Annotated in this window: 20 protein-coding genes; 8 read left to right on the forward strand and 12 right to left on the reverse strand. The window is 46.9% G+C overall.

What is annotated here, in order from left to right; all coding sequences use genetic code 11:
• Window positions 1-108 precede the first annotated feature (108 nt).
• The 7 genes from LAY41_RS07130 to queG all read right to left on the reverse strand — a co-directional run bounded on the left by LAY41_RS07130 (window position 109) and on the right by queG (window position 6618).
• Complete coding sequence (locus LAY41_RS07130) at window positions 109-711, reverse strand: diheme cytochrome C (RefSeq protein WP_338022948.1); 603 nt, start codon at window positions 709-711, stop codon at window positions 109-111.
• Window positions 712-855: 144 nt separating this feature from the next.
• Window positions 856-1764, reverse strand: a complete 909-nt coding sequence (locus LAY41_RS07135) for an AAA family ATPase (protein ID WP_249095741.1) — start codon at window positions 1762-1764, stop codon at window positions 856-858.
• A 44-nt stretch (window positions 1765-1808) separates the two neighbouring features.
• Complete coding sequence (locus tag LAY41_RS07140) at window positions 1809-2963, reverse strand: bifunctional riboflavin kinase/FAD synthetase (RefSeq protein WP_249095744.1); 1155 nt, start codon at window positions 2961-2963, stop codon at window positions 1809-1811.
• 104 nt (window positions 2964-3067) lie between these two features.
• Entirely contained in the window at window positions 3068-3967 is a 900-nt protein-coding gene (locus LAY41_RS07145; protein WP_249095746.1) for an MBL fold metallo-hydrolase, read from the reverse strand.
• 528 nt (window positions 3968-4495) lie between these two features.
• Window positions 4496-4762, reverse strand: a complete 267-nt coding sequence (locus LAY41_RS07150; protein WP_249095748.1) for a hypothetical protein — start codon at window positions 4760-4762, stop codon at window positions 4496-4498.
• A gap of 95 nt (window positions 4763-4857) precedes the next feature.
• Window positions 4858-5517 carry an HAD-IA family hydrolase gene (locus tag LAY41_RS07155; RefSeq protein WP_249095750.1) on the reverse strand — a complete coding sequence of 220 codons (660 nt, stop codon included), beginning with the start codon at window positions 5515-5517 and terminating at the stop codon, window positions 4858-4860.
• 162 nt (window positions 5518-5679) lie between these two features.
• Window positions 5680-6618 carry a tRNA epoxyqueuosine(34) reductase QueG gene (queG, locus tag LAY41_RS07160; protein WP_249095752.1) on the reverse strand — a complete coding sequence of 313 codons (939 nt, stop codon included), beginning with the start codon at window positions 6616-6618 and terminating at the stop codon, window positions 5680-5682.
• A 693-nt stretch (window positions 6619-7311) separates the two neighbouring features.
• Here queG and LAY41_RS07165 point away from each other — a divergent pair.
• The gene (locus LAY41_RS07165) at window positions 7312-8274 is read left to right on the forward strand and encodes an orange carotenoid protein N-terminal domain-containing protein (protein ID WP_249095754.1); all 963 of its coding nucleotides are present in this window, start codon (window positions 7312-7314) and stop codon (window positions 8272-8274) included.
• Window positions 8275-8560: 286 nt separating this feature from the next.
• A complete protein-coding gene (locus LAY41_RS07170; protein WP_249095757.1) occupies window positions 8561-8995 on the forward strand; it encodes a ketosteroid isomerase family protein in 435 nt (144 codons plus the stop codon).
• Window positions 8996-9221: 226 nt separating this feature from the next.
• Here LAY41_RS07170 and LAY41_RS07175 read toward each other — a convergent pair whose 3' ends face one another.
• The 3 genes from LAY41_RS07175 to LAY41_RS07185 all read right to left on the reverse strand — a co-directional run bounded on the left by LAY41_RS07175 (window position 9222) and on the right by LAY41_RS07185 (window position 12302).
• Window positions 9222-9656 carry an ATP-binding protein gene (locus LAY41_RS07175; protein WP_249070627.1) on the reverse strand — a complete coding sequence of 145 codons (435 nt, stop codon included), beginning with the start codon at window positions 9654-9656 and terminating at the stop codon, window positions 9222-9224.
• Between the two features lie 3 nt (window positions 9657-9659).
• Window positions 9660-11330 carry a SpoIIE family protein phosphatase gene (locus LAY41_RS07180; RefSeq protein WP_249095758.1) on the reverse strand — a complete coding sequence of 557 codons (1671 nt, stop codon included), beginning with the start codon at window positions 11328-11330 and terminating at the stop codon, window positions 9660-9662.
• Window positions 11331-11564: 234 nt separating this feature from the next.
• Window positions 11565-12302 (reverse strand): response regulator, encoded by a 738-nt coding sequence (locus LAY41_RS07185; protein ID WP_249095761.1) that lies wholly within the window; start codon window positions 12300-12302, stop codon window positions 11565-11567.
• A 529-nt stretch (window positions 12303-12831) separates the two neighbouring features.
• Between LAY41_RS07185 and LAY41_RS07190 the strand changes: the two genes are divergently transcribed.
• The 4 genes from LAY41_RS07190 (at window position 12832) to LAY41_RS07205 (ending at window position 20389) form a co-directional block, all read left to right on the forward strand.
• The gene (locus tag LAY41_RS07190) at window positions 12832-13140 is read left to right on the forward strand and encodes a hypothetical protein (protein WP_249095763.1); all 309 of its coding nucleotides are present in this window, start codon (window positions 12832-12834) and stop codon (window positions 13138-13140) included.
• A 155-nt stretch (window positions 13141-13295) separates the two neighbouring features.
• A complete protein-coding gene (locus LAY41_RS07195) occupies window positions 13296-16013 on the forward strand; it encodes a PAS domain-containing protein (protein ID WP_249095765.1) in 2718 nt (905 codons plus the stop codon).
• A gap of 118 nt (window positions 16014-16131) precedes the next feature.
• Window positions 16132-16563 carry a response regulator gene (locus tag LAY41_RS07200; protein ID WP_249095768.1) on the forward strand — a complete coding sequence of 144 codons (432 nt, stop codon included), beginning with the start codon at window positions 16132-16134 and terminating at the stop codon, window positions 16561-16563.
• A gap of 49 nt (window positions 16564-16612) precedes the next feature.
• Window positions 16613-20389, forward strand: coding sequence for a GAF domain-containing protein (locus LAY41_RS07205; protein WP_249095770.1), 3777 nt, complete (start codon window positions 16613-16615; stop codon window positions 20387-20389).
• Window positions 20390-20708: 319 nt separating this feature from the next.
• Here the strand turns inward: LAY41_RS07205 and rsmH are convergent, their stop codons facing one another.
• The gene (gene rsmH, locus LAY41_RS07210; protein WP_249095772.1) at window positions 20709-21629 is read right to left on the reverse strand and encodes a 16S rRNA (cytosine(1402)-N(4))-methyltransferase RsmH; all 921 of its coding nucleotides are present in this window, start codon (window positions 21627-21629) and stop codon (window positions 20709-20711) included.
• A gap of 9 nt (window positions 21630-21638) precedes the next feature.
• On the reverse strand, window positions 21639-23543 hold the full coding sequence (locus LAY41_RS07215; RefSeq protein WP_249095773.1) for a M48 family metallopeptidase: 1905 nt from the start codon (window positions 23541-23543) through the stop codon (window positions 21639-21641).
• A gap of 154 nt (window positions 23544-23697) precedes the next feature.
• Here LAY41_RS07215 and LAY41_RS07220 point away from each other — a divergent pair, with 154 nt between their 5' ends.
• Together LAY41_RS07220 and LAY41_RS07225 are read left to right on the forward strand one after the other, a co-directional pair.
• Window positions 23698-24882: an NAD(P)H-quinone oxidoreductase subunit H gene (locus LAY41_RS07220; RefSeq protein ID WP_249095776.1), complete on the forward strand. Its 1185-nt coding sequence runs from the start codon at window positions 23698-23700 to the stop codon at window positions 24880-24882.
• A gap of 84 nt (window positions 24883-24966) precedes the next feature.
• Window positions 24967-26157: a class I SAM-dependent methyltransferase gene (locus LAY41_RS07225; RefSeq protein WP_249095778.1), complete on the forward strand. Its 1191-nt coding sequence runs from the start codon at window positions 24967-24969 to the stop codon at window positions 26155-26157.
• Window positions 26158-26206: the final 49 nt, after the last annotated feature.

Below are 26206 nucleotides of genomic sequence, written 5' to 3' on the forward strand. Positions count from 1 at the left end.
GATTTGAAATCAAACAAATCTTCCCTTTCCTTTGATTTCCTGATTTTGGATTTTAAATTGTCAATTCAAAACAAATCTAAAATCTAAAATCTAAAATTCTTTTCACCGTCATGGGGCGTTTTGCCATTCTGAGGTGAGACTGCGAAAATCGTATCCATCCGCTTTGGAGTGACAGCTTAGGCAACTCCCCATTGTGACGGGCTGGGGTAGTTTGACTCTGGGATGGAGCGCTTTGAAATAGCGAGATTGAGCGATTCGATAGGGCGTCCGTTCTTCCTCTGCTGTTTGCGTCCGGGAAAAGGTTCGCAGGTATTCCCAAACTAGCAGTCGTTCTGGGTCTATTAACGGGGTCAGCTTTTTGCCATAGTGCTGTTCATCTTGGAGAATATCTCGCCAGGTTTCGGTGGGCAAAACTGCTGGCGGTATGCCGATATGGCAGGTGGCGCAGTTTTTTAGGTAAAGTTCTTGCCCTAGTTGATAGCGTTCGGGTACAAGGTCAACGGTGCCTGTAGGAGATATTTCAGCCGCTGGTTGAGTTTCACCAGGAAGTTGGGTTATCAGTGTAAATCCCCACCCTAAAGCTATACTCCAGACTAAGAGCAACATAAACACAACGATGGGCGATTTTTTATATGCTACGTAGCCGATTCGCCAATCTTGCCATCGTTGTATAAATTTTGCCCTTACCTGCTGCTGTAGACGCCGCGACATAATAATTTTGGATTTTAGATTTTAGATTTTGGATTTAGTCAATTTTGGATTTTGGATTTAGTCAAATCTTCCCCTCTTCCCTCTTCCCTCTTCCCTCTTCCCCTAGCCCCTAGCCTCTAGCCCCTCTTCCCTAGCCCCTAGCCCCTACGGAATTGGCACGCTAGCAAGCAAACGCTCTACAATGGTTTTCGCCTTCCGTCCTCCTGATGGGATCAGGCGATGGGAAAGTACGTAAGGCGCTAGAAACTTGACATCATCGGGAATAGCGTAATCTCTACCGGAAAGAAAAGCTAGGGCTTGAGTGGCTTTTTGTAAGGCGACTGTGCCGCGTGGGCTAACGCCGAGGGCAATTTCTTCATCTTCCCGTGTCGATCGCACTAAATTGAGAATGTAATGCTGCAAGGGCGCTTCCACCTTCACTCTCGCACACAGACGCCGTAACTCTAAAACATCCTCTGGAGAAATACACGGTTGCAGCTCATCAACGGTGACGCCATCACCAAGCCTTTGTAGCATTTGCAGTTCTTCTACTTCGCTTGGATAGCCAAGTGTCAGGCATAGGGTAAAGCGATCCATCTGCGCTTCTGGCAGGGGGAAGGTGCCTTGATACTCGATCGGGTTCTGGGTGGCGATCGCAAAAAACGGATTGGGAACTAAGCGGGCTACACCATCCACCGTTACCTGCCGTTCTTCCATCACTTCTAGCAAAGCGGATTGGGTGCGGGGCGTGGCGCGATTAATTTCGTCTGCTAGTAAAATGTTAGCAAATACTGGCCCAGCCAGAAATTCAAATTGGCCGGTGCTTTGATTCCAGATATTGGTGCCGGTGATATCGGTGGGAAGTAGGTCGGGGGTGCATTGAATGCGTTGAAATCGTCCGTCGATCGATCGGGCCAAAGATTTTGCCAGTAAAGTTTTGCCAACTCCTGGCACGTCTTCGAGGAGGGCGTGTCCACCAGAGAGGAGGGCTACTATTACCAAGCGGATGGCATCGGCTTTGCCGACAATGGTACGACTCAGATTTTCTGTAAGTAGCTCGATCGGTTTTCTCATATTAGTAATTGTTCAAAACAAATCCCAAATCCAAAATCTAAAATCTAAAATCTAAAATTACCTATTAGTACCGATCGAGCGGTGGCGCTGTCGGCTTCAATTTGTAGTTTTAGCGCGTCTAGGGAAGCAAATTTTTGTTCTGGCCGCAGGAACTTTTCTAGGCTTACCGTTAAGGTTTTCCCATACAAATCTCCAGACCAGTCTAACAGGTGAACCTCAACTGTTGGACTGTTGCCATTTACGGTCGGGCGGCAGCCAATATTCATGACGCCCTGGATTGGGGGTGAGGGGGAGTGGGGGGAATTATTATGTACATTTTCTCCCGCTCTCTCGCTCGGACACTCTCCCGCTCGGACACTCTTCTGCTCCTCTGTTCCTTGTTCCCAGTCCCCAGTCGCCTCTTCAATAAAGACTCGCACAGCATAGACACCAAAATGGGGTAATAACTTTTCGCTGGGCAGTTGCAGGTTGGCGGTAGGAAATCCCAGAGTTCTGCCCAGCTGCTGACCTTTCACTACCGAACCTGTGAGGGTGTAAGACCGACCCAGCAGCTGATTCGCCCGCTCAATCTCTCCAAACTGGAGGGCTTGGCGGATAATCGAACTGCTAATCCTTTCGCCTTCGGAATTATGAATTGGCACGATAATTACTTCCACATCATACTTGGCGGCGATGAAGAGCAAATCGTCAGATGTCCCAGATCGCCGATGTCCAAAACAAAAATCCTCTCCCACACTCACCCGCACAGCCGCTAGTTGCTGCACGAGAATTTTTTCTACAAATTCTTGCGGACTTAGAGCGGCCATTTCGCGATCGAATGGCAGCATGACCAACTGCTCGACACCCAGAAAGCTCAGCTGGCGAACCTTTTCATTGGGGGGTGTCAGCAAAAATCGAGTTTTCCCCGTGAAAAACTCTTGAGGATGGGGATTAAAGGTGACAACGGTTGCATAAGGGCGTCCGCTGACACTCTCCTTGTCAGTGCAATCCCAGTTTTCACTGAAAGTATTATCCAGAAGCTTGTTATCCGACCGCCAAAGATTTCCTTCTGGTGGAAACGCCGGAGCTATTGGAGCAACTACAGATTCTGGCAATACGGGTTTGACAACCTGTTGGTGCCCTCGATGTACGCCATCAAAGTTTCCCAGGGCAACAGCAGTTGGAGTTAGAACAGTTTTTAGCGATGAGGTAACCCGCACGCTTTACATTTTTACACAAATTAGGCTCTAGCGTAATTTTAAAATTTGTCATCGGCGATCGGTCATTGATTCAGAACTACTGACAAATCACACCTGACAAATAATTAAGCAGTTACTTTAGCCTCCTGTAGGTCTTCGGGTAGAGATACAGATGGCGGTACTATCTCTAAGGTCATTCCTTCCCTTGCCAGCAGCGTGTTGGGGAACATCTGGGTAGCCTGTTTTCCCACTAAATCTAAGAAATCATCGTCGTGTAGCGGGTCATGGTGGAAAATTACCAGTTGTTTCACATTAGCTGCCTTGGCGACTTTCACCGCTTCCTGCCACGTAGAGTGTCCCCAACCCACCTTGCTGGATTTTGGCGAATTGTATTCCTCATCTGTGTAGGTGGCATCGTAGATCAGCACGTCTGCGTTGTGAGCCAACCGCAGAACGTTTTCATCCAGGCGGTCTGGATAATGTTCTGTATCGGTGATGTAAGCTGCTGCAAAGCCGCGCCAGTTGATTCGGTAGCCTATAGCTTCCCCCGGATGGTTCAACAGACTCGTTTCCAGCTTGACATCTTCCAGTTCAACCGTGTTTGCCATGTCCAGGTCGTAGAACTTGAGCTGGGCTCCCATAATCTGTAGCGGCACAGGAAAATTTGGGTGCAGCATTTGGTCATTGAGGCGCTGCTGGATGGTGGCACCATTGGGAGCCTTTGCTCCATAGATATGGAAGCAATTCCCCTTAATAAAGGCTGGTATAAAGAAGGGAAATCCCTGAATGTGATCCCAATGGGAGTGGGTAAAAAACATATATGCTTCTAAGGGCATATGCGACAGGAGGGATTGCCCCAAAACTCGCAAGCCGGTGCCACCATCAAAAATTAGGCGTTTACCACCCACGCGCATTTCCACACAAGGTGTGTTGCCGCCATAGCGTACCGTGTGTGGCCCTGGACATGGGATACTACCTCTGACGCCCCAGAAGTGAATCGTAAATTGGTTTTGCATAATAGACATGGGTGTTGCTCGCTTTCCTTCCTCAAGCAGTCCCTTATTAAGGTTTTACATCTTCGACCGTTTGTGCAATCAGACCCCAGCGCTGCATTTGAAGCATTTTGTACGCTTCTTTCCCATCATTTTGAAGGAAGCGCCACGTGGCACGAGATCGTCACCGCTGCCATCCACTTCAACAGACTCTCATTTTACTTATTCAGATGCAACCGAAGCCATCATTTTTTTACTTAATTTAAACAGCATAGCAGTCTGGGGTTCTGTTCTTCATGAAGGTCGGGCAACTCGAAACTGGGGGCAGTAAGGGTGCTCAAGGCGGCGGGATGCTTAAAATTTAAGCTTTGCGACGCTGGCGTCCACCTTCACCCCCAGCGCGGTCGATCGCCAAGCTAAGACGCTTGTGTAAGGGCAACGCATGGGTCGCCTGCACTGAGCGGCTTGCTAGGTGGCGGTTTCACCTCTAGCACTGTTTGCGGGTTTTTCTTTTGAAGACGCTCAAGGGATTGACTTCATATATTATCAAGCAAGCCCGTTCTAAAACAGTGATCTGAGACACTGGTGTTCAGTAAGTTTGAACAATGCTAATTTGAAAATTTTTCCCACTTCCCGATTGAGGTTTTTGACAGGGGGCTTGCTGAAGCTCAAAAGGTTGCGTCGCATACAATCTTGAAAGTTTTGCTGTTTTTTGCTATTATTTTTTGTCCCGTAACCCACCATCGCCAAATCTGTAACATAACGAACATTTTTCACCATCAACCCGAAAAAGCCGTCGTTAGTCATTGTTGTTATGCTTTTGTTCATAAAAAAGAACATTTTTCTCCCTCTGCCCCTCTGCCCCTCTGCCCCTCTGAAGACAGCATAGTAAGCAAGGAAGAGCCAAGTAGTTTTGTTACTTTTTAATCTTTAATTTGGGCTAGTTTTTGCAACTCTTGAATCACGGAAATCAGTTCATTGGGGTGGTCGATTAAAAAATCTGGTTTTTGAGAAGCTAAAACTTCTTTGGCATTGAAACCCCAAGTTACTGCGATCGCTTTTATCTGACTTCTTTTGGCAGCTTCTATATCCCTAGTTTCATCTCCTACATAAATAATTTCCTCTCTTTTCAGTTGGTTTTGCTTTAAAAATTTGTCGATCACTTTGCTTTTGCCAAAAAGAGTGGTTCCTGAATAAATAAAATCAAATATTTCTGGAAAATTATTATTACGCAAAAAACTTATGACATTTGTCTTATCGTTAGAAGTTATTATTCCCAGTTTATTTGATTCTTTATTTAACTCTAAAAGAGCTTCTTTAATTCCTGGTATTGGCCTTAATAAATCAATTTGATTATTTAATTCAAATTTTAGCCTTTTCATAATAAAAGGCAATTTAAGGATAGACACACCAGACTGCTTAATAATTTCCCTTGATGTCAAATTTCTGAATCTAAGGATATCTTCTGGACTCGCTTGCTTATACCCAAATTCATGGGCTAAGCGATTAGTAATATTCACAATAGCGTCAAAAGTATCGGCAACCGTGCCATCAAAATCAAAAATAATAACTTTTACAGTCATAGTTTTGGCAAGGGGATTGGGGGAATGGCACGCTTATTTAGCTGGGATACAGGAGGCAGAGTCTCCCTTAACTTAGGTCCATTGGCGCATGGGGATTGGAAAAAAGTCAATCGTGCCAACAAAGAAATTTTTACTTTTTACTTTTGCCTTTCCCAGTCTCTTTCATTGTGACGCCTTAAGGCTAGTGCGGGCGTTCCTTCTCAGCATTTCTGGTTTAATTCGCCGCAGTGCTGATGCAGGAAACTGCTGCGAGCAATCTTTATCGGAGATTTCAGCTAAATCGGCGAGTTTGGGAGCCAAATTCGCAGGATAAGGCTGAAATTCCGTAACATCGCTTATGAAGGCAAACCGCTGATTCCAGGGGCAAACGTCTTGGCAGATATCGCAACCAGCAACCCAGCCTTCGAGATGAGGAGCGATCGCATCCGGCAACTCTATTGCTCTATTTTCAATTGTATGGTAAGCAATGCAGCGGTTGGCGTCTACTACAAAAGGTTGTGCGATCGCACCCGTGGGACAAGCATCCATACAACGAGTACAAGTACCGCAATGTTCAGTATGAGGGCGATCGGGTGTCAAGTCCAGATTAGTTAATATTTCGCCTAAAAATACCCAAGATCCATACTCCCGCGTAATTACATTACCATTTTTGGCAATCCAGCCAATTCCGGCACGTTGAGCCCAGACTTTCTCCTGAATTGGCCCTGTATCGGCGTAATAACGAGCTTGAATCCCTTCTCCTGGTTCTTGTAGCCAGTTAGCCAGCGCTTTTAATTTTTTATGTAAAACCTTGTGATAATCGCGTCCCCAGCCGTAACGGGAGATTTTGGCGTATTCTTGACCTTCGGGACGCTGGTGATCTGTGTAGTAGTTAAGGGCGACGCAAATTATAGACTGCACTTCTGGCATTACCAAGCGGACATCATGCCGCTTAGGGTTCGCCATCCATTCCATGTCAGCTTGGTATCCCAGCGCCAGCCACGCCTGCAATCGTTGTGATACTGATCGATCTTGAGTATCTACAGTGGCGATTCCAACCTTGTGGAATCCCAACTCTAAGGCTTTTTGCTTTACCTGAATGCTAGTAATTGGCGCTTTCATCTTTCTTCCTCCTTGGAGACTCCCGCCAAAACTGTACTCAGTTTGGCGGTGAGAGGAAAAGGAGGGCAGGGTAAAAGTGGCATAACTATTCATAAGGTCGATGAGGAAACCGTTGCGCCTCAAAAGTGGTGAAACTTCTTGGCATACCCGCTGGCATTACAGGATTGAGGCTACCGATATTGTTCTGTGATTGACCCGCCTCGGTAGGGCGTTTAATTTCTTGGGGATTGCTCCCCCTCCCATTACTGGGGTGATGTTCGCCTTGACAATGTTAGTGGTCGGTACTTTCCAAGCAGCACTGGCTTAACCCTTTAGACCTGTTTAACCACCTGGTTCTAGAGCTACAGACTGGCGTCGCATCCGTAGGTAGGAACTTGAACTCTTTCCACTAACGTAGGTATTGCTACCTGAGTCTGGTCAACTCGACTCTTTCAAGCCCCTACTATAATCGGTACTCCGATTTAGTGGTGGGTTGTTGACCGGCGATAAACTTTTGTAGCACAAGCTGAGAAAAAGTTCAGTGATAGCGATCGCAACTATCCCCAATCATTAATTATAGTTTCAAAACTATTTGATATGTAAATATATCTTTACATTTTGGTAAAAAAAGTTACACAATGGAAATTAAGGAGAAGAGATTCACGAAGCCAACCTACTGGATTCGTAATTATCAACAAGAATCTCTCTGTACGCATGACCTACACTATCGAGTCGGCTCAAGCAATTTTTCCTAGCACTCAAATTGCTAGCGCTGTTCCAGATACCACGGCAGCCTTCAATCGGCTCAGCGTCGAGGATCAACTGGCATTACTGTGGTATGCCTACACCGAACTAGGCCGTTCAATCACTCCCGCAGCTCCTGGAGCGGCACGCCTGCAACTAGCAGAAGGCATTCTAAACCAAATTAAGCAAATGCCTGCTGCACAACAAACGCAAACAATGAGCGATCTTGCTAGCCGTACCGACACTCCCATCAGCCGTTCCTACGCGGGGTTCAGTGTCAACACCAAGCTGGCTTTCTGGTATGAGTTAGGAGAGATGATGAAGAAGGGCTTCGTCGCTCCTATCCCCCCTGGCTATCAAATGTCTGATGATGCCACAGCAGTACTGGAAACAATTAAGAAAATCGATCCAGGTCAGCAAATCACAGTACTGCGTAATACCGTACTAGACATGGGATTCGATCCTGCCCTCACCCCCAGTAGTTCTCCAAAAGCTCCTGAACCGTTGTTCGCACGTTCCACCCCTGCGCCTACTACGCTCGCCGTTGAGGGGGTCACAGAGCCTACGGTAATGAGCTATTTTGAAGCGATGAACGCCGACAACTTTGAGGCTGCTGTTGCTCTATTTGCTGAAAACGGTGCGCTGCAACCGCCTTTCCAGAAGCCGATTGTTGGTCGTGAGGCGATCGCCGCATATATGCGTGCAGAAGCGCAAGGACTCAATATGATGCCGCAACAGGGCATATCCGAGGGCATCGAAGATGGCTATAAGCAGTTTAAAATTACTGGCAAAGTACAAACTCCTTGGTTTGGGGCCAACGTTCTGATGAACATGGCGTGGCGGTTCTTACTCGATCGCGAAGGCAAGATTTTCTTTGTAGCGATCGACTTGCTGGCGTCTCCCAAAGAACTGCTAAACCTCACTCGTAAATAGAAAGGTGGCGTTGACCACTTCCATTAGACATCTCCTTTCAAAGAATGTAGAGACGTTGCATGCAACGTCTCTACAAGGGTTACAGGTAACGCACCTTTAATTTCTGGATCTGTCTATTGGGATCGCCATTTTGTAGGATTCTGCCAAGGTTAGGCAAAATCCCTCTTCGGGAGCAGGTTTCGACCTGCTTTTTTTGTTTAATTTGTTTAATGTTTGCGATCGCGGTCAAACTCAATTTTGTCTAGTTGTCCCAGTTAACCTTGAGGTTCTCTAAACAGGAATTCCTATGCAAACAGCCGATGTTATCCCTTCAAATTTACAGTCTGGCGATCGCCTAAATTTAACGATTGCGGGTGTCACAGAACCAGTGATACTAGGTTATTTCGAGACGTTGAATGCGGGCGATTTTGAGGGAACAGCTGCTTTGTTTGCGGCTGATGGGGCGATGCTGCCGCCATTTGAATCGCCGGTGGTGGGGCCAGATGCGATCGCGGCATACTTGCAACAAGAAGCTCAAGGGATGCAACTTTATCCCCGCGAAGGCATTGAGCAGAGCCTTGAAGATGGCTACATTCAGTTTCAGGTAAGTGGAAAGGTACAGACACCTGTTTTTGGCGTCAATGTCAGTTGGGTATTGATACTCAATCCACAGCGGCAAATTTTCTCAGCCACCATCAAACTCTTAGCTTCTCCCCAGGAGTTGTTAAAGCTGCGTCGCTAGGATCTTTTTGTTAACCAGTAGAGTCAGGAAAAAATTAACAATGGGTATTGTCAACAGTTGCGATCTTACCCAAACTGCTTTTAGCTGCAATACACATTGTTGCTTAGTGGCTGTTCCACCAAGTTGTGATATTTTTGGCTAGCAATATGCACCCCGATTGTTAAAGTGAACAGCTCGATCGTGAGAAGCTCAATTGCCGCAATAACGGTAGGAAAGTTGAGGAACCTTATCGCTTCTCAGTTACCATTGGCAAATTTGCTTCCAACTTAAGACAATTGCGACCGTTTACCTGTAAGCGGTACTCAACCCGATCCATCAACCGATTCATGATTAGCCAGCCATAACCACTTTCCTGCTTATCCTCTGGACTGGGTGGCAGATAAGTAGATAGGTCATATCCTTTGCCATGATCCCAGATTTCCAAGGCAAGATCGCCTTCTTTTAGTTCCAACCGAATCAGGATTGGTAAATTCGGTTGATCCCTATGAGCGTGGCGCACCACGTTCGAGTAAGCTTCCACCAAGGCCAGACGCAGGCGATTCGAGAGGCGAGGCCAGTCTACTGACGTATCGCCTAACTCTGTTTCCAAACAGCCCAGGAGCCAGTTTTCCACGATCGTCAAAAACTTTAAGTCGCTGGGAATATGCAGCTCCGTTCTCATTGACTACAGAACCTCCAGAGAGAGTATTGTTTGGTCGTCTTCCTGAACTTGGTTTTGTCCCCTGACGCGAGCCAATAAATTTGTCAAGTCTAAAGGACCCGACTCTTCTATAAGCAGCTCCCAGAGACCTTCTTGTTTCAGCATAACCGGGTTCTGTCCGCTACTAGCGACATCTCCAGGCTTTACTATTTCCGGGGTGACGGTTGCCTCGGTGATTCCATCGCTCGCCAATAAAAGTGCTTCCCCAGACTTTAATAAGATATTGCCAGAAGCGGCTTTCCAGATGGGTAGGATGCCCAGTGGAACGCCCCGAACTTTAAGGAAATTGGGTTCAATTCCCTCTATCTTTTTAGCCACGTCTTGATAAGACCAAACTAAGGGATAGATATGGCCAGCATTGGCGTAGACCAACTGACCTGTCGAGGGCGTGTAACAAGCCAGAACCATCGTGATGAAACAGTTGTTGCTCACAAGATCGTCTGACAGGCCACTATTGAGATTTTGCATGACAATGTGCGGCTCCGGCGGATTTTCTTGAGATAGTTCTCGTCGCATCACCGAAATAGCACTAGCCATAAACAAAGCAGCTGGGACGCCTTTGCCGGAGACATCTCCCACTGCTAGCCAAATGTCTCCTTTGGGGTGGACAAAGACTTCAAAAAAATCGCCCCCCACTTCTCGTGCTGGGAAACAACAGGCTTGCACCTTTACGCCTTCTACTTCTGGCCAACTCTGGCGCAGCAGGTTGTTTTGGATTTGGCGAGCCACTTCTAGTTCGGCTCGCATCTGCTGGGCTAGTTCGACTGTACGCTGGTACAGTTTGGCTTGGGAGACGGCGAGGGCGGCTTGTTCCGCGACGCTTTCAATCAGCTGAATGTCTTCGGGAGAGGAGGGTGAGCGGATGCCTTGCTGATAAATGTACAAAATGGCGAGCAGGTCTTGCTGGCAGATCAGGGGGACGACCAGTTCTAAGGAGCTGTTGCCATTGTCATCGCTTTGGACAATTTGTGTCTTGCGGCTTTCTACGACCGATTGCAGCAGCGAGTCAGGGATGCTGGTGCTTTCTGCGTCGGGAGCTTTGTAGAGAAAGATGTCCTCTAGTAAGCGATCGCTCTCTACTGGTCGCAGAAGGCAACTATTAGCTCCAAAAGTTTGTCCGATCGTTTCTACAATTCTTTGCAGCATACTAGCATAGTCGATCGATTCCCTGATGGCGCTGGTGACAGCGTTAAACAGGGTTTCTCGCTGCAAAGCGCGGCGCAGTTCGTTGGTTCTTCGTTTGAGGACGTGATATGTTTCCGAGGCTTGTTGAACTACCCCTTTTAGTTCTGCCGGATTCCACGGCTTGGTGATGTACTTGAAAACCTGGCCTGAATTTATCGCTTCTACTAAATCTTCAACATCCGTATAGCCGGTCAGGAGGATGCGAATCGTATCTGGAAATAGCTCTACTGTTCGACCCAGAAATTCTGTCCCATTCATCTGGGGCATTCTTTGGTCGGAAATGATCACGGCCATTTCACCTTCTTTTTCCAGTACGTTTAGGGCACTTGGCCCACTTTCGGCTTTGTGGACTTGAAAGTCACGCCGAAAAGTCCGGTAGAGCAAATCGAGGTTATCAGGTTCGTCATCCACCACCATGAGTTTGAGTTTGCTGCCATCTCCCCGACTCATTTGCTACTCCACTTGCAAGTTAGTCATTAGTCAATAGTCATTAGTTATTAGCCATTGGTCAATAGTCATTACCCCCATAACCAATCTGCTTTTTCCCAATAACTCTTGACCAATGTAGGGGCGAAACATTTGTGTAAATAATCTTTGACTAAATCCCTAAGTTTTTAGCCATAAATGCGACAGCCCCTACTGACCAATGACTATTGACTATTGACCAATGACAAAACTAGCTAATTATCCCACTAACCCGGAGCGCAAGGCACGGACAGCGGCTTGGGTACGGTCATCGGCACAGAGTTTGTTTAAAATATTGCGGACGTGGGTCTTGACAGTTCCTACAGTAATGTAGAGCTTGTCAGCGATCGCGGCATTGCTGTGGCCTTCCACAATCAGTTGTAAGACTTCTAATTCTCGATCTGTCAAGGGGTAAGCTTCCAGCATTTGACTGTACTCTGGTTCCGTTGCTGCGATCGCAACAGTTTTAGAGTTAGCTGCTTCGATGCCACTGCTTGACGGCGATGTTGCCGCAGTGGCTGCTTGACGAGTCTGCTTGAGTACAATCCTTGCGATCGCGGGATCGATCCACGAGTTCCCTTCTTGGGTCACTCGCAGCGCTTCTAGCAAATTATCAAAACTGATATCCTTCATGCAATAGGAGTCGGCCCCAGCTGCAAAAGCCGCCAGTACAGCTTCTTGGTTGTCTTGTAATGTCAAAATCAAGACTTTTGGGCCTTGCCTATCCTCTCCTATAGATGCTTTTAGCTGCCTGGTCAACTCAATCCCATCCATGTCTGGCAGACCAATGTCAACTATCGCAATATCTGGTTTCGTTGCCAGTAGCAGCTTTAATCCCTCATTGCCATTTGCGGCTTCGCCTACAACAGTAATTTCTTCTCGCTGTTGTAGTGCTGTCCTAATCCCCACACGGGTGAGGTCATGATCTTCAATGAGGGCAACGCGAATTTCTTTCATCTCAAATCTCGTGGAAGTATGGAAACCGCGTCTTTTTAAAGCGCGGATGAAATACGACTCAAGCGGTTTTAACCGCAATCCCCTTTTGGGGGAGATAGATAGAGGAGCAGTATCTATCCCTTTCCCTGTATGCCGGGAATCGCCTTGCTGCCCCAGTAATGTTAGCCTCGACAAAGTTATCGGTCGGTACTATCTTTGATGGCACTGTCTTACCTCTCGTAGAACTGTTTAACCATCTGGTTCTAGGGTCGCGGGACTGGCTACGCATCCCGGAATAGGAACTTTAACGCTTGCCGATAACGTAGCACCCTAAGATGCTGAGTCTGGTCAGCTATCTCACATAGTTAGGCACTAAGCCTCGTCTATGAGAGAGCGAGGTGCTGACTGTCAACGTTCCCATTTTCTAACTTTTGAACTTTTGCCAAACCAACAAATCACAAATCTTTCCAGAGGTTTAGGTAAATTACACCCATTGGTAGGGGAAGGGACTTTTGAAATCTCGATAGATTGACACTATAAAGATAGTTTAATGCCCATCCTTGTGCTATTGCCTAGAAACAATAGCGATGCTGCTACCAAGCCGATAATTATTTGGTTGTTTCGATCGTATTTGGATTTTAAGATCGCGAGCCATTACCTTGCCAACCAGCCACAATTTAAAAGCTTTACCTCTCATTTTCACTTTTCTGTCAGCAGCAGAGTAGTGCAACGTGATTTCCTTAACCTGCCGTTGAATGGTTTTGGACATCGGAAGATGATGCCACGAATTCAAGGGCACGCTCGCTGTCGCTTTCTGCCGATCGCCGTTAACCACCTATCTCAACCGTTACTGGTATGAGTATAGCGGGTTCCCTGCTAGATATACTTTTGAAATTATTTGTCTTGGCCAAAACGATCGCACTTTTCCCGTCGAGCTTACTTTTTTAGGCAAGGTTGTTGGGCTGGCGGGTTGTTTTTAGTATAATTCGCGACAAGCAAGGGAGGAATGAGCAGGTGGAAGAAGAACTCAGATTGCAATTGCTAGACCACTCAGCCCTGGCGCAAACCAGTCAACTTGCCCTGGCAGAGAGCAACATGAAAAGCCTACTAGACGAAGCGGTTAATTTGATTACCCAGACTCTTGGTGTTAAGTACGCTCTGGTTTTGGATCTGTTAAAAAAAGATGAAGGATTTATTGTTAGGGCGGGTGTGGGTTGGCAAAAAGATATTGTAAGCAAGAGGATTTTAGCCGAAAATGAACAAGCAGTCAATAAACTGCTTTCGGGTACGCCCGTAATTATCGAACTTGGGCAAAATCAGGTGGGTAGAGGGGAAGAGGAAGAAGAATTTTTAGCTTTTCTGCACGCTCATGGTGTGGTGAGTGGTATAAGCGCAGTCATTGAGGGTCAAGAGCAACCTTTGGGCATCTTGAGTGCCTGCACAAACAGGCAACGGAAATACAGCGAAGACGACGTTAATTTTGTCAAGGCTCTAGCCAATATATTAGCTAAAGCAATAGAACTACAGCAGAAACAGGCAGCTTTACAAGCGAGCCAAGACCAACTGATATTTGCCCTTGATGTCACCCGCATGGGTATTTGGGACTGGAATATCCTCACAGGTGAAGTGAAATGGTCAGATACGCTTGAACCCTTACACGGCCTTGCTCCTGGCACATTTAAAGGTACCTTTGCAGCTTTTCTCGAATGCGTCCATTCTGAGGACTGCGAATTTGTCAGGCACGCAATAGCTGGTGCAGTCGAGCATAAAGAAAATTACAATATCGAATTTCGCATTGTTTGGCCTGACGGTAGCGTCCACTGGATAGAAGCATACGGTCGCGTTTTTTGCAACGAAACCGGCGAGGCGGTGCGGATGATTGGTGTGGGATTGGATATCACCGAAAGCAAACAGGTAGAAGAAGCGCTCAGTCAAAGCGAACAACACTACCGCAACTTGGCCGATGCCATGCCGCTTATAGTCTGGACAGCACAACCGGATGGTGCTGTGGATTACTTCAATCAGCGGTGGTTTGATTATACAGAAACTACTATTGAGCAAAGCAAAGGCTGGGGCTGGCAGTCAGTAGTGCATCCAGACGATCGCGTCCGGTGTCTGGAAGACTGGAGGAGAGCCCTGGAAACAGGCTCTTGTTGTGAAGTTGAGTATCGCTTCAGACGATCGGACGGCTCTTATCGCTGGCACTTGGGCAGGGCGATGCCAATGCGCGATAGACAAGGAAAGATTGTTTCTTGGGTAGGTACAGCTACAGATATTGACACTCAGAAACAGACTCAGGAAGCTGAGCGTTTTCTGTCCCAAGCAAGCAAGGAATTGGCAAGTTCGCTCGATTACCAAACCACACTTGAGCGGGTGGTACGTCTGGCGGTTCCTACTGTGGGCGACTGGTGTGCTGTGGATGTCTGGGAAGAAGAAAGCAGAGTCGCAGAGGGGCAGAGGGGCAGGGGGGCAGAGGGGCAGAGGGGCAGAGGGGCAGAGGGGCAGGGTAATTTTTCAACTCAAAACTCTAAGAGTGGCCAATCACGTTCAATCCGGCGGTTAGCGGTAGCTCATGTAGACCCTTCAAAAGTTGAGTGGGCGCAAGAGTTGCAGGAACGTTACCCCCACGATCTCAACGATCGACATGGTGTTCCAAATGTATTGCGATCGGGTAAATCCGAGTTGTATCCCGACATACCCGACTCGCTTCTCGTTACTACAGCCCGCGATGCCGAACACTTGGCAATAATGCGAGAAATCGGTTTCTCATCGGCTATGGTTGTGCCCATGATTGCGCGCTCTAGAACCCTGGGCGCAATCACGTTTGTCTCAGATAAGTCAGGGCGTCACTACAGTGCGTCAGACTTGGCGTTGGCAGAGGATCTTGCCTGTCGTGCTGCCTTAGCCGTTGACAACGCCCGCCTCTACCGCGAATCCCAGGAAGCAGAAGCTGCCTTGCGGGAGAGCGAAACTGAGCGAAAATCAGCGGCAGAAGCTATGCGCTCTAGGGCCAACGAACTCGATCGCCTGAGTTCTGTCTTGGCGAAAACAAATATGGATTTGGAAAAGCGCAATCAGGAACTCGACCAGTTTGCCTATATTGTTTCCCACGACTTGAAAGCACCCCTGCGTGCGATCGCTAACCTCTCTCAATGGATAGAAGAAGACCTACAAGACTTGCTCACCGGGGACACCAGACACCAAATGAACTTATTGCGGGGGCGCGTTCACCGCATGGAAGGTTTAATTGAAGGTATCCTCACTTATTCCCGCGTAGGAAGGGTACAAACGTCTAAGGAAATAGTGGATGTAGGCACTTTGTTACAAAATATCATCGATTCTCTGGCACCACCACCCACATTTACCATAACGGTGGAGTCGGAAATGCCGGTGTTCGCTACGGAGCCGTTGCCCCTAGAACAAGTGTTCGCCAATCTCATTAGCAACGCCATCAAACACCATCACCGCACCGACGGACACATAGAGATTTCCGTACAAGATCGAGGTGACTTCTACGAATTTGTCGTTAGAGATGATGGGCCTGGTATCGATCCTCAATACCATGAGAAAGTATTTGCGATCTTCCAAACCCTCGTACCGCGCGATCGGGTTGAGAATACAGGCATCGGGCTATCTCTGGTGAAGAAAATTGTGGAAGATAAAGGGGGGAGCGTCCGGTTAGAATCTCATCAAGATAGGGGAGCCACCTTTCGCTTTACTTGGCCAAAATAATAACTAGGGGCTAGAAAAGTCACTCATTCAAAAGTCAAAAGTCAAAAAATAATTAATTACAACTGACAACTGACAACTGACAACTGACAACTGACAACTGACTAATAACCAATGACCAATGACCAATGACAAACTGACAAACCTTTTACTTGTCGATGATGATGATGTTGATGTAATGATCGTGCAACGAGCATTCGAGAAAAATAACATCACCGATCGACTCTACGTGGCGGCCAATGGGGTGGAAGCTCTATTCATGCTGCGTGACGGTGGAAAGCCACCACTCATACCCCCGAATCGGCGATTGATATTACTCGATCTCAATATGCCCAAAATGGGTGGAATTGAGTTTTTGCGAGAATTGCGGGCTGACCCGGAACTGCGAACAATACCTGTCATTGTGCTGACGACATCCAATGAACAGAAAGATAAATTGGAAGCCTATAACCTTAATGTAGCAGGCTACATTGTTAAGCCAGTTACGTTCACTAAATTTGTGGAGGTTATGGCAACAGTTAACAAATACTGGACTCTGAACGAGATCCCTTGAGACATTTTAGATTTTAGATTTTAGATTTTAGATTTGAAAGTATCGAATCATGATAGAAGAGACGCTGAAAATCTTGGTGGTAGATGACGATGAGGTGGATCGGATAGTCGTTCGCAGATCGCTCAAGGCTGCCGGTGAAGCGATCGAACTGTCGGAGGCGGAGAGTTGTGCTACGGCTCTAGCAGCTTTAAGGCAGAAGACCTTTGATTGTATCTTCCTCGACTATCGCTTACCAGATGCGGATGGATTGGCACTGATAAAGCAATTGCGCTCTGCGGGTTTCAAAATGCCTGTGGTGGTGTTGACCGGCCAAGGAGATGAGCAAATTGCTGTTGAAATGATGAAGGCGGGAGCGTCTGACTATCTTTCTAAGGGAAAACTTTCTACCGAGTCCCTCTCTAGAAGCCTACGCAATGCGATTCGCATTTACCGAGCGGAAATGGAAGCGCTCATAGCTACACAACAACTAAAAATTAGCGAAGAACGTTATCGCCTGGTACTCGAAGGCTCAAACGATGTTATTTGGGACTGGGATATTACCAAAAATGAAATTTATTGGAATGACCGTCTAATAGAAATTATCGGTTTGTCTGCCTCTCAATGTGGGGTGGAAAGTTCCGGTGCCGTTCGCACTTGGGAAGCAATCTCTCAACTCATCCACCCAGAAGATCGGCAGAAAGTTAAAAAAGCGCTCATTGCTCATCTTTGTGAAAATGTTGAATTTAACCTAGAATTTCGCCTGCGTCATACATCGGGGGAATATCGCTACTGCATGACGCGGGGCAAAGCGCAACGGGATAGCCAAGGCAGACCAGTGCGAATGGCGGGTATTATTAGCGATATTAACTCGGCAAAGCTTGCCCAAAAGGAGTTGCGCTGCCGCTTTGACCAAATAGAAACTATTTATCAAATAACTGATGCAGCCAGTCGTGCTGCTGTTTTAGAAGAGATTTATCAAGTAGCATTAAATGGTCTTACTAGGGCTCTCAAAGCCGATCGCACTTCCGTACTTCTGTTTGATGCCGATGGGGTGATGCGCTTCAAGGCTTGGTGCGGACTCTCGGAGGAATATCGGCGCAGCGTGGAAGGATATTCGCCTTGGTCTTGCGATACCAATAATCCAGAGCCAATTTGCATTTCTGATGTGGAAACATCAACATGGCAAATTTCAGATTTAACATTGCAGATTGAGGAAGAGAATGTTCAATCGGCAATGTTAAATCTAAAATCTAAAATTCTTAAAGAAGGTATTCGCGCTTTGGGGTTCATTCCCCTAGTGGCACAAGAAAAGCCGATCGGCAGGTTTATGGTTTACTACAACAAGCCGCATCAGTTTACTGAACAAGAAATTCAATTAGCGCAAACGATCGCCAGTAATGTTGCTTTTGCGGTCGAGCGGAAACGGGCGGAGTCAGCTTTACACCGGCGCGAACAAGAATTCAAAGCCCTGGTTGAAAATGCCCCCGACATAATTGCCCGCTACGATCGACAATTGCGCCTAGTCTACGTCAGCCCAGCTTTGGAAAGGACAACTGGAATGGTGCCTCAAACGCTCATCGGCAAAACTTTCTCGGCGTTAGGGTTACCACCAAACACAAACCTCCAGTGGCAAGAGTGCCTGCAAAATGTGTTCGCAACGGGGCAAGAACAGGTAATGGAATTCGATTATTTAGCACCCAACGGACAAACGAGATATTATCAAGCTCGTCTGGTGCCGGAATTTGCCCAGAACGGTTCGCCCGAATATGTTCTTACAGTAAGCCGCGATATTACGGCTCGCAAGCGAGCCGAGGATTCCCAACGCTTTCTGGCTGATGCCAGCACTATCCTCTCTATCTCTCTAGATTACGAGATCGCATGGTCAAATCTGGCTCATTTGGCAGTGCCTCAAATTGCCGACTGGTGCGTTATCGATGTACTTGAGGTGGAAAATGTGGAAATATGGCATAAGCCCGTTTCTCCTACCCTTCGCCGCGTCGCTTTCTCCCACGCAGATCCAGTTCAGAAAGCATCTTTGCAGGATATGCAACGCCTGCACCCAATTAACCCAAATGCCTCATTTGGAGTAGGGAAGGTTTTGCAGACCGGGCAGTCAGAATTTTACCCCGAAATTAAAGATCCTGCCGTATTAGCCAAAGCTGAAGATGCCAAGCTTCAGGCAATACTGCGCCAATTAGCTCCTAAGTCTGTCATGTGCGTGCCTCTAGTCGCTCGCGGGCAAACCCTGGGGGTCATCACTTTAGGTATATCGGAGTCCGATCGTCAATATACTCAGGTTGACCTAGAGTTGGTAGAGGATCTGGCGCGTCGGGCGGCGCTAGCAGTTGATAATGCAAGGCTTTATCGGGAGTCCCAAGAGGCTAGCGAGAATCTCCGCAAGGCGATCGTAATTTTGGGAGAACAGCAGCAACAACTGCGAACGCTGCAAAGCCTGACAAATCTACTAAACCAACGTCTTGCCAATTTGCCAGACCTTTTGCAGGTGATGGTTCAGTCGGTTTGCGATGCGATCGGCGGGGCGCAGTTTTGTTTGATCGTTTTACATAACGCTCAGTGCGATCGGCTCCTATTGACGGTTACAGCTGGCATAGGCACGGAAAAATTACGACTGGAAAATGCTTTGGATAGTAAGGAAGGATGGCTGGCAGTGGCCCTCTCGACTGCTTCTTCATCAGTCAGCGAGGAATTTGAGATTGAAAATTTTAGATTTCAAATTTCTGGTAACTCTGAAATTGTTTCCCCCGCCTCGGTGTGTGCAGTTCCGATTGAGTCGGCTGAGTCTGGACGGTTGGGGGTGCTGGCTATAGGCAACTGGGAAGATTTCCATGCTTTCGATTCGGAAGACCGACACCTGCTGGTTGCGGTGGGGGAACAGGCGGCTATAGCTATTAATAATGCCCGATCGATCAAGGCTTTAGAGGAGCGAGAGGAACGTTTAGCTCAGCAGAACCAACTGTTGAGCAATCAAAACCGGGAATTGGAAGATCGACGCGAACAAATTGGGCTGCAAAACGTGCAACTTCTGGAAGCCGCCCGACTCAAATCGCAGTTTTTGGCTACTATGTCTCACGAACTGCGTACTCCGTTGAATGCCATTATTGGCTTTTCCCAACTGCTTTTGCGTTCGGCAATGCGATCGCGCAGCATCTTGGCCCAAGAAGGCGAAGTTTCTGAACCGCAGCTAGGACATTCCCTCGCTCCCGAACAGGAAAACATGGTAGAACGCATCCTCAACAATGGCAAACACCTGTTAACCCTGATCGATGACATCCTCGACCTCTCGAAAATTGAGGCGGGTCGCATGGATCTCGAACGCGAACAAATAAACCTGGCCGTTCTAGTGACAACCACTACCGAAGAAATTCGTTCCCTAGCGGAAGAGAAGAACATCGACTTGGAGGTTTGCACTTTTCTGAATAACCCGTTTATTGTCAACGACACTGCGCGTTTGCGGCAGATTTTGATTAACCTGCTATCCAATGCCATCAAGTTCACCATTGCCGGTGGTGTAAAGGTGGAGGTGTGTGAAGTGTCTGATGACCGATTGGCTATAACAGTGATGGATACAGGAATTGGCATCGCTGAGGAACATTTAGAATATATCTTTGAACAATTCCGGCAAGTGGATCAAAGCACTACAAAGTTACACTACGGTACTGGTTTAGGGTTGACTATTATTCGATCGCTGGTGCTGATGATGAAGGGAACAGTTTCTGTTAAAAGTAAGGTGGGTGAGGGTTCTAGTTTCCGAGTCGAAATTCCCCGCGAGCTACCTCCATCGAACGATCGCAACCAAGTCAAAAAAATTAGAAGACTGCTGAAATAGTCATTGGTCAGTGGTCAGTGGTCAGTTGTCAGTGGTCAGTTGTCAGTTGTCAGTTGTCAGTTGTCAGTTGTCAGTTGTCAGTGGTCAGTTGTCAGTTGTCAGTGGAAGAAGAAAAAAGGTCTACCAACCATTACCGGGACAAACCTAACCCCCCTAACCCCCCTCTCCGACCTCGTAGAGGGGGGAGCATTTCTCCCCTGCCTGTTGCGGGGAGGGGTTGGGGGTGGGGTTCCACTGTCCCGGCGAATGACTGGTAGCCGAAGAAAGGTTACTCACTCCCCCACTCTCCCACTCTCCTCTTTCCCTCTTCCCCTAGTCCCTAGCCCCTAGTCCCTAGCCCCTTCTTTAATTTTTCTGCAAATCTGAGTTTGGCAGAACGCGATCGCGCATTTCTTTCTATTTCTTCTTCTTGTGGTATGATCGGCTTTTTCGTCAGCACCCGCAATATTTCTGAATTTCGCAGACTGTGCTTGACGATGCGGTCTTCTAAACTGTGAAAGCTGATGATGCCAATTCTGCCACCCGGTTTTAGCCAGTTGGGTGCTAGAGACAGGAACGTTTCTAAAGATGTTAACTCTTGATTGACCGCAATTCGCAGTCCTTGAAAGGAGCGGGTAGCTGGGTGAATTCTGCCGTAGCGGTATTGACGGGGGACGCAGCGTGCGATCGCCTCTGCTAACTCGGTTGTTGTCTGAAACGGACGCTTCTCTACGATCGTTCTGGCGATTCGTCGCGATAGTCGTTCTTCTCCATATTTGTAGAAAATATCCGCCAGATCCGCCTCTTCCCAATGGTTGATTATTTCATCTGCTGTCAGGGATTGACTGCGATCCATCCGCATATCCAACTCAGCTTCGTGCCGAAAACTAAAGCCTCGCGAACCTGTATCGAGATGGAACGAGCTTACACCTAAGTCGGCTATTATACCATCAAATAGTTCTTTTTCGGGTTTGTATTCTGTGAAATTGCCTTGCCAGAATTGGATGCGTGAGGTATATTCAGCCAAGTAGATTTTGGCGGCGACGATCGCATCCTCATCTCGGTCAATAGCCGTAATCTGGATATCGGGTGCAGCTTCTAGAATTAAACGGCTGTGTCCGCCACCTCCTACCGTTGCATCGAGGTAATGTCCACCCGGACAGATTGCTAGCCCTTCAATTAACTCATGCGCCAGCACCGGAATATGTACAAATGCGGCTGGTTCCTTCTGATTCGTCAAATAATCGTCGATCGCATCCATGAGGAAAATTTAGCGGCGATAAATACACGCATCTTCTATTTTGCCGATAATTTTGGCGAATTTCTGGTTATACCCGTTGTAATCGTTCAATATAATAACATAAGCCTGACCTGGATACTCTATTTCCGAGACAAGCTTATTAAGAAGTTCCCGATCGCGATCCGAAATATGCAATTGATACCAAGGGCGGTTTTGCTTGATTCCCAATATATAAAATGGTTTTTCAGGAAAGTAAGTTAGCTCTTTTTGTACCAAGTATGCTTCTTTAATCTGAAGGTAAACAGATAACTGCTGACGCAGACGATCAACTGCTGTATTTGGCAGATTGTGTTGTCCAAATCTATCCCTGTCAGTTACAGTTGACCGCTCTTGCTGAGCCTTCACCAATAAATCGTACTGCCGATCGGCACGCTTCTGATAAGCTTTTGCTAACTCTACTTGTTCCTGTTGCATCAGGAAATAATAAATCAACTCGCAGCCTTGTATAACACACTCCGGATTTGTTTTCATCGCATTTTCGATGTAACCGATACCAGAATCATCATTTTTATGTAGCAATATTTGACCGAGACTATAGTTAGCCGGTGCGTCGTTCGGTTGAGTTGTTAGTATTTCTTGCAATAGTGGTATAGCAGCTTCATCACCCTTTAATTTAGCCGTCCAAGAAGCGCGATTCCAAGCTTCTTCCGCCGTTAAAGGCTGCTGATGGGCTTTTTCTTGCAATGCTTCAAGGTTCTTTAGCGATTCCTGGACATAAGCGTATTCCTGCCGCCAAGGCGTTTCGTTTGCCAGTTTCCAGGTGCTATCGAAATAAGTTGTCAACTTATTTAAAACATTTTCCATAAATTGCTGTGCTGCGCTCAATTTAACTGGTTCGCTAAGAGGTGCATTATGCTGTTTATCGGTAAAATAACCTAATGCAGCAAGGCGATCTGATAGACAGGGATGGGTGTCGGCGTTATTAGTTTTTTGTTTGAGTGATTGCTCAAACCATCGAGTGGCATCTTCCGCAGGCAAACTATTCGCCAAGGCAGCACACATATTTGTATAAATTGCCTCTGGTGGTTCTATTTTATGATTAACTTGTTTATAAATGTTAGGCCAAAATTCGCTTTCCAAAAATCTAGATTTAACTTCTGTACTGATAAGAGCTTCGGCAGCATTTTTCGCTCCTGTCAACTCTGCTGCACACCGATCGGCTTCGTATTCATTCATGCGTGCTAAAACAAAGGAATAAGCATTGAAAAAGGGAATATACCAGTTAAAAAATCGCTCGAAAAGAATAGAAGAACCGTGCATTCCACTTTGATGCAGCTTTTCCCAAATCTGACCGTGGGTTTTGCGAACCCGATAAATCCAGCCAGCAAAACGACTGTGATTGCCCGATAAATGTCCTAATTCGTGGGCGAGTACAGCGCGAAACTGGCTCCCAGAAAGAGCTTGCATCAAAGGTAGCCCTATTATCAGGTAGTTTTGCTGCCATCCGAACAGACCTAAACGAGGTCTTTGTACAACAGCAGCATTAAATTCATTTGTCAATAGGATGTGATGAAATCGGGGAGCTTGTAGCTTAGAGGTAAGTTCGTCAACGAAGGCAAATAGATGTGGAACTTCTTGGGGGGTGAGTGCTAAACCTGTAGGTGGGGGAAAAGTCACCCAAAGCGATCGCAAAATGATAAAAGCCGGAACCAGCAACAGAATGGCAAACTTAATCATGTAAACGTTGATTCTGTGGCTAACCAGCACCAGCAGCACCAAAACCGCCAACAGTGCAATCAGTCCTGCTAGGATGAGGAAAATGTAAGCGTAACCAAGAGCAGCTAAAAGACCAACACGCAGTTTATAACTTGCGGGTTGCTGACGGGCAAAACCTTCTAAACGCTGTACCAGCACATCGAACTGTTCCTGAGTCATCGCCATTGCATCTCACCTAAAATAGAAATGCTCGAAGATAGCTAATCTTTACCCAAGAAATTTGCTATACCTATTTTAGTCAGTTTTAACTCAACTCCGAAGGCTTGAGCCAATATAATTGAAGCAGCGAAACAAAAATTAAAATTGCTGTTCTATGGCAAGAATTGAGACCCGAACCGAACCCATGATCCTCAACATGGGGCCGCACCATCCCTCGATGCACGGGGTGTTGAGGTTAATTGTCACCCTGGATGGGGAGGATGTAGTAGATTGCGAGCCAGTTATTGGCTACCTGCATCGCGGCATGGAAAAAATTGCCGAGAACCGCACCAATATCATGTACGTTCCCTACGTCAGCCGGTGGGACTACGCGGCGGGGATGTTCAACGAAGCTGTCACCGTCAACGCACCCGAAAAGCTAGCCAATATTTCAGTTCCCAAACGCGCCAGCTATATCCGCGTCATCATGCTGGAACTGAACCGGATTGCCAATCACCTCCTGTGGCTTGGCCCGTTTTTGGCTGACGTTGGCGCTCAAACGCCCTTCTTCTACATCTTCCGCGAACGGGAAATGATCTACGATTTGTGGGAAGCAGCTACCGGGTATAGGTTGGTGAACAACAACTACTTCCGCATTGGCGGAGTAGCAGTGGATTTGCCTTATGGGTGGGTTGACAAATGCGAAGACTTCTGCGACTACTTCCTGCCCAAAGTGGATGAGTACGAACGCTTGATTACCGATAACCCCATCTTCCGCAGGCGGACAGAAGTCATCGGCACCATCACCCGCGAACAAGCGATTAACTGGGCACTCTCTGGCCCCATGTTACGCGCTTCGGGAGTGAAGTGGGATTTGCGGAAAGTTGACCACTACGAGTGCTACGACGATTTCGACTGGGAAGTGCAATGGGAAACTGCGGGTGATTGTTACGCCCGTTATCTGGTGAGGATTCGCGAAATGCGCGAGTCAGTGAAGATTATTCGCCAAGCGATTAAGGGGCTTCCCGGCGGGCCATTCGAGAACCTGGAAGCCAAACGGATGGCAGGCGGGCCAAAATCTGAGTGGAACGGTTTTGATTACCAGTTCATCGGTAAGAAGATTGCGCCCACTTTCAAGATTCCCAAAGGTGAAATTTACGCTCGCGTTGAAAGCGGTAAAGGCGAGCTGGGAATTTATTTGATTGGGGATGATAATGTATTCCCTTGGCGTTGGAAGATTCGTGCAGCCGATTACAACAATCTGCAAATTTTCCCTCACATCCTTAAGGGTGCAAAAGTTGCCGACATTGTGGCAATTTTGGGCAGTATTGACATTATCATGGGTTCGGTCGATCGCTAGAGGTAAATTTTGGATTTTGGATTTTGGATTTTGGATTGATTCCATTCTAAAATCTAAAATCCAAAGCCTGAAATCTAAAATATCATGAATGATTATAATCTGGATTTGTGTGATGCGATCGCGCTTCGCATTTCCCAATGTCCACAACAGCGCATCACCTTCGCCGAGTACATGGATTTAGTGCTGTATCACCCCCAGCACGGTTACTACGCCACCAATAAAGTCAATATTGGAGCGCAGGGTGATTTTTTCACCTCGCCTCATCTTAGTGCTGATTTTGGCGAATTGCTGACCGAACAATTTGTCCAGATGTGGCAAATTCTGGATTGTCCGGTGCCTTTTACGTTAGTAGAAATGGGCGCAGGACAAGGAATTTTGGCAGGTGACGTTCTGCGATATTCGCAACGGCAATATCCCGATTTTTTTAACGCCATAGAATACATCATTGTTGAAAAGTCACCGGCTTTAAAAAAAGAACAGCAACAGCGGTTAAAAGAATTGCCAATCCGATGGTGTGCTATTGAAGAAATACCAACTGAAACTATTATCGGCTGCTGTTTTTCTAATGAATTGGTTGATGCGTTACCAGTACATCAGTTTGTGATTGAAAATGGCAAACTGAGCGAAATCTACGTAACAAACCAGGATAGTATAAATTTTGTAGAAGTGGCGGATGAACCTTCTACAAATGAGTTGATTAAATATTTTGAATTAGTCGAAATCGATTTGATTTCTCCTGCTTATCCAGATGTCTATCGCAGTGAAGTTAACCTAGCAGCTTTGGACTGGTTAAGTACAGTTGCAGATAAGCTACAGCGCGGATATCTTTTAACTGTTGATTATGGCTATATAGCTAGTCGCTATTACAGCCCAGGTAGAGATAGGGGTACGCTACAATGTTACTATCAGCACGCGCATCATGACAATCCTTATATAAATATTGGCAGACAAGATATCACAGCCCATGTTAATTTTACGGCATTGGAACGCTGGGGTGAATTATGCCGTTTGCAGAAGATTGGTTTTACTCAGCAAGGGTTATTTTTGATGGCGTTGGGGTTGGGGAACCGTATCGCTTCTCTCTCTTCCAGTAATGCTACTGATGGTAAGGCGATTCTGCAAGTTTTGCAGCGTCGCGATGCTTTACACCAAATGATAAATCCAATGGGGTTAGGCGGTTTTGGGGTGTTGGTTCAAAGTAAGGGGTTGAGTTTGCAGGAAATGGCGCAGACTCTCAAGGGTTTGAGTATACCGAATTCTCCTACACTGACATAGGATTTTTTTTAACGCAAAGGATAATGGGTATGTTGTTGCGGGTTTTGGC

Origin of the sequence: Argonema galeatum A003/A1 (assembly GCF_023333595.1) — a bacterium.
In the GTDB taxonomy this organism is placed as follows: Bacteria; Cyanobacteriota; Cyanobacteriia; order Cyanobacteriales; family Aerosakkonemataceae; genus Argonema; species Argonema galeatum.

Excerpts from the sequence above, each read along its gene's own strand:
- LAY41_RS07130 (WP_338022948.1), bottom strand. The coding sequence starts at position 711 with ATGTCGCGGCGTCTACAGCAGCAGGTAAGGGCAAAATTTATACAACGA.
- LAY41_RS07135 (WP_249095741.1), bottom strand. The coding sequence starts at position 1,764 with ATGAGAAAACCGATCGAGCTACTTACAGAAAATCTGAGTCGTACCATT.
- LAY41_RS07145 (WP_249095746.1), bottom strand. The coding sequence starts at position 3,967 with ATGTCTATTATGCAAAACCAATTTACGATTCACTTCTGGGGCGTCAGA.
- LAY41_RS07150 (WP_249095748.1), bottom strand. The coding sequence starts at position 4,762 with ATGAACAAAAGCATAACAACAATGACTAACGACGGCTTTTTCGGGTTG.
- LAY41_RS07155 (WP_249095750.1), bottom strand. The coding sequence starts at position 5,517 with ATGACTGTAAAAGTTATTATTTTTGATTTTGATGGCACGGTTGCCGAT.
- queG (WP_249095752.1), bottom strand. The coding sequence starts at position 6,618 with ATGAAAGCGCCAATTACTAGCATTCAGGTAAAGCAAAAAGCCTTAGAG.
- LAY41_RS07165 (WP_249095754.1), top strand. The coding sequence starts at position 7,312 with ATGACCTACACTATCGAGTCGGCTCAAGCAATTTTTCCTAGCACTCAA.
- LAY41_RS07170 (WP_249095757.1), top strand. The coding sequence starts at position 8,561 with ATGCAAACAGCCGATGTTATCCCTTCAAATTTACAGTCTGGCGATCGC.
- LAY41_RS07175 (WP_249070627.1), bottom strand. The coding sequence starts at position 9,656 with ATGAGAACGGAGCTGCATATTCCCAGCGACTTAAAGTTTTTGACGATC.
- LAY41_RS07180 (WP_249095758.1), bottom strand. The coding sequence starts at position 11,330 with ATGAGTCGGGGAGATGGCAGCAAACTCAAACTCATGGTGGTGGATGAC.
- LAY41_RS07185 (WP_249095761.1), bottom strand. The coding sequence starts at position 12,302 with ATGAAAGAAATTCGCGTTGCCCTCATTGAAGATCATGACCTCACCCGT.
- LAY41_RS07190 (WP_249095763.1), top strand. The coding sequence starts at position 12,832 with ATGCCCATCCTTGTGCTATTGCCTAGAAACAATAGCGATGCTGCTACC.
- LAY41_RS07200 (WP_249095768.1), top strand. The coding sequence starts at position 16,132 with ATGACCAATGACAAACTGACAAACCTTTTACTTGTCGATGATGATGAT.
- LAY41_RS07205 (WP_249095770.1), top strand. The coding sequence starts at position 16,613 with ATGATAGAAGAGACGCTGAAAATCTTGGTGGTAGATGACGATGAGGTG.
- rsmH (WP_249095772.1), bottom strand. The coding sequence starts at position 21,629 with ATGGATGCGATCGACGATTATTTGACGAATCAGAAGGAACCAGCCGCA.
- LAY41_RS07215 (WP_249095773.1), bottom strand. The coding sequence starts at position 23,543 with ATGACTCAGGAACAGTTCGATGTGCTGGTACAGCGTTTAGAAGGTTTT.
- LAY41_RS07220 (WP_249095776.1), top strand. The coding sequence starts at position 23,698 with ATGGCAAGAATTGAGACCCGAACCGAACCCATGATCCTCAACATGGGG.
- LAY41_RS07225 (WP_249095778.1), top strand. The coding sequence starts at position 24,967 with ATGAATGATTATAATCTGGATTTGTGTGATGCGATCGCGCTTCGCATT.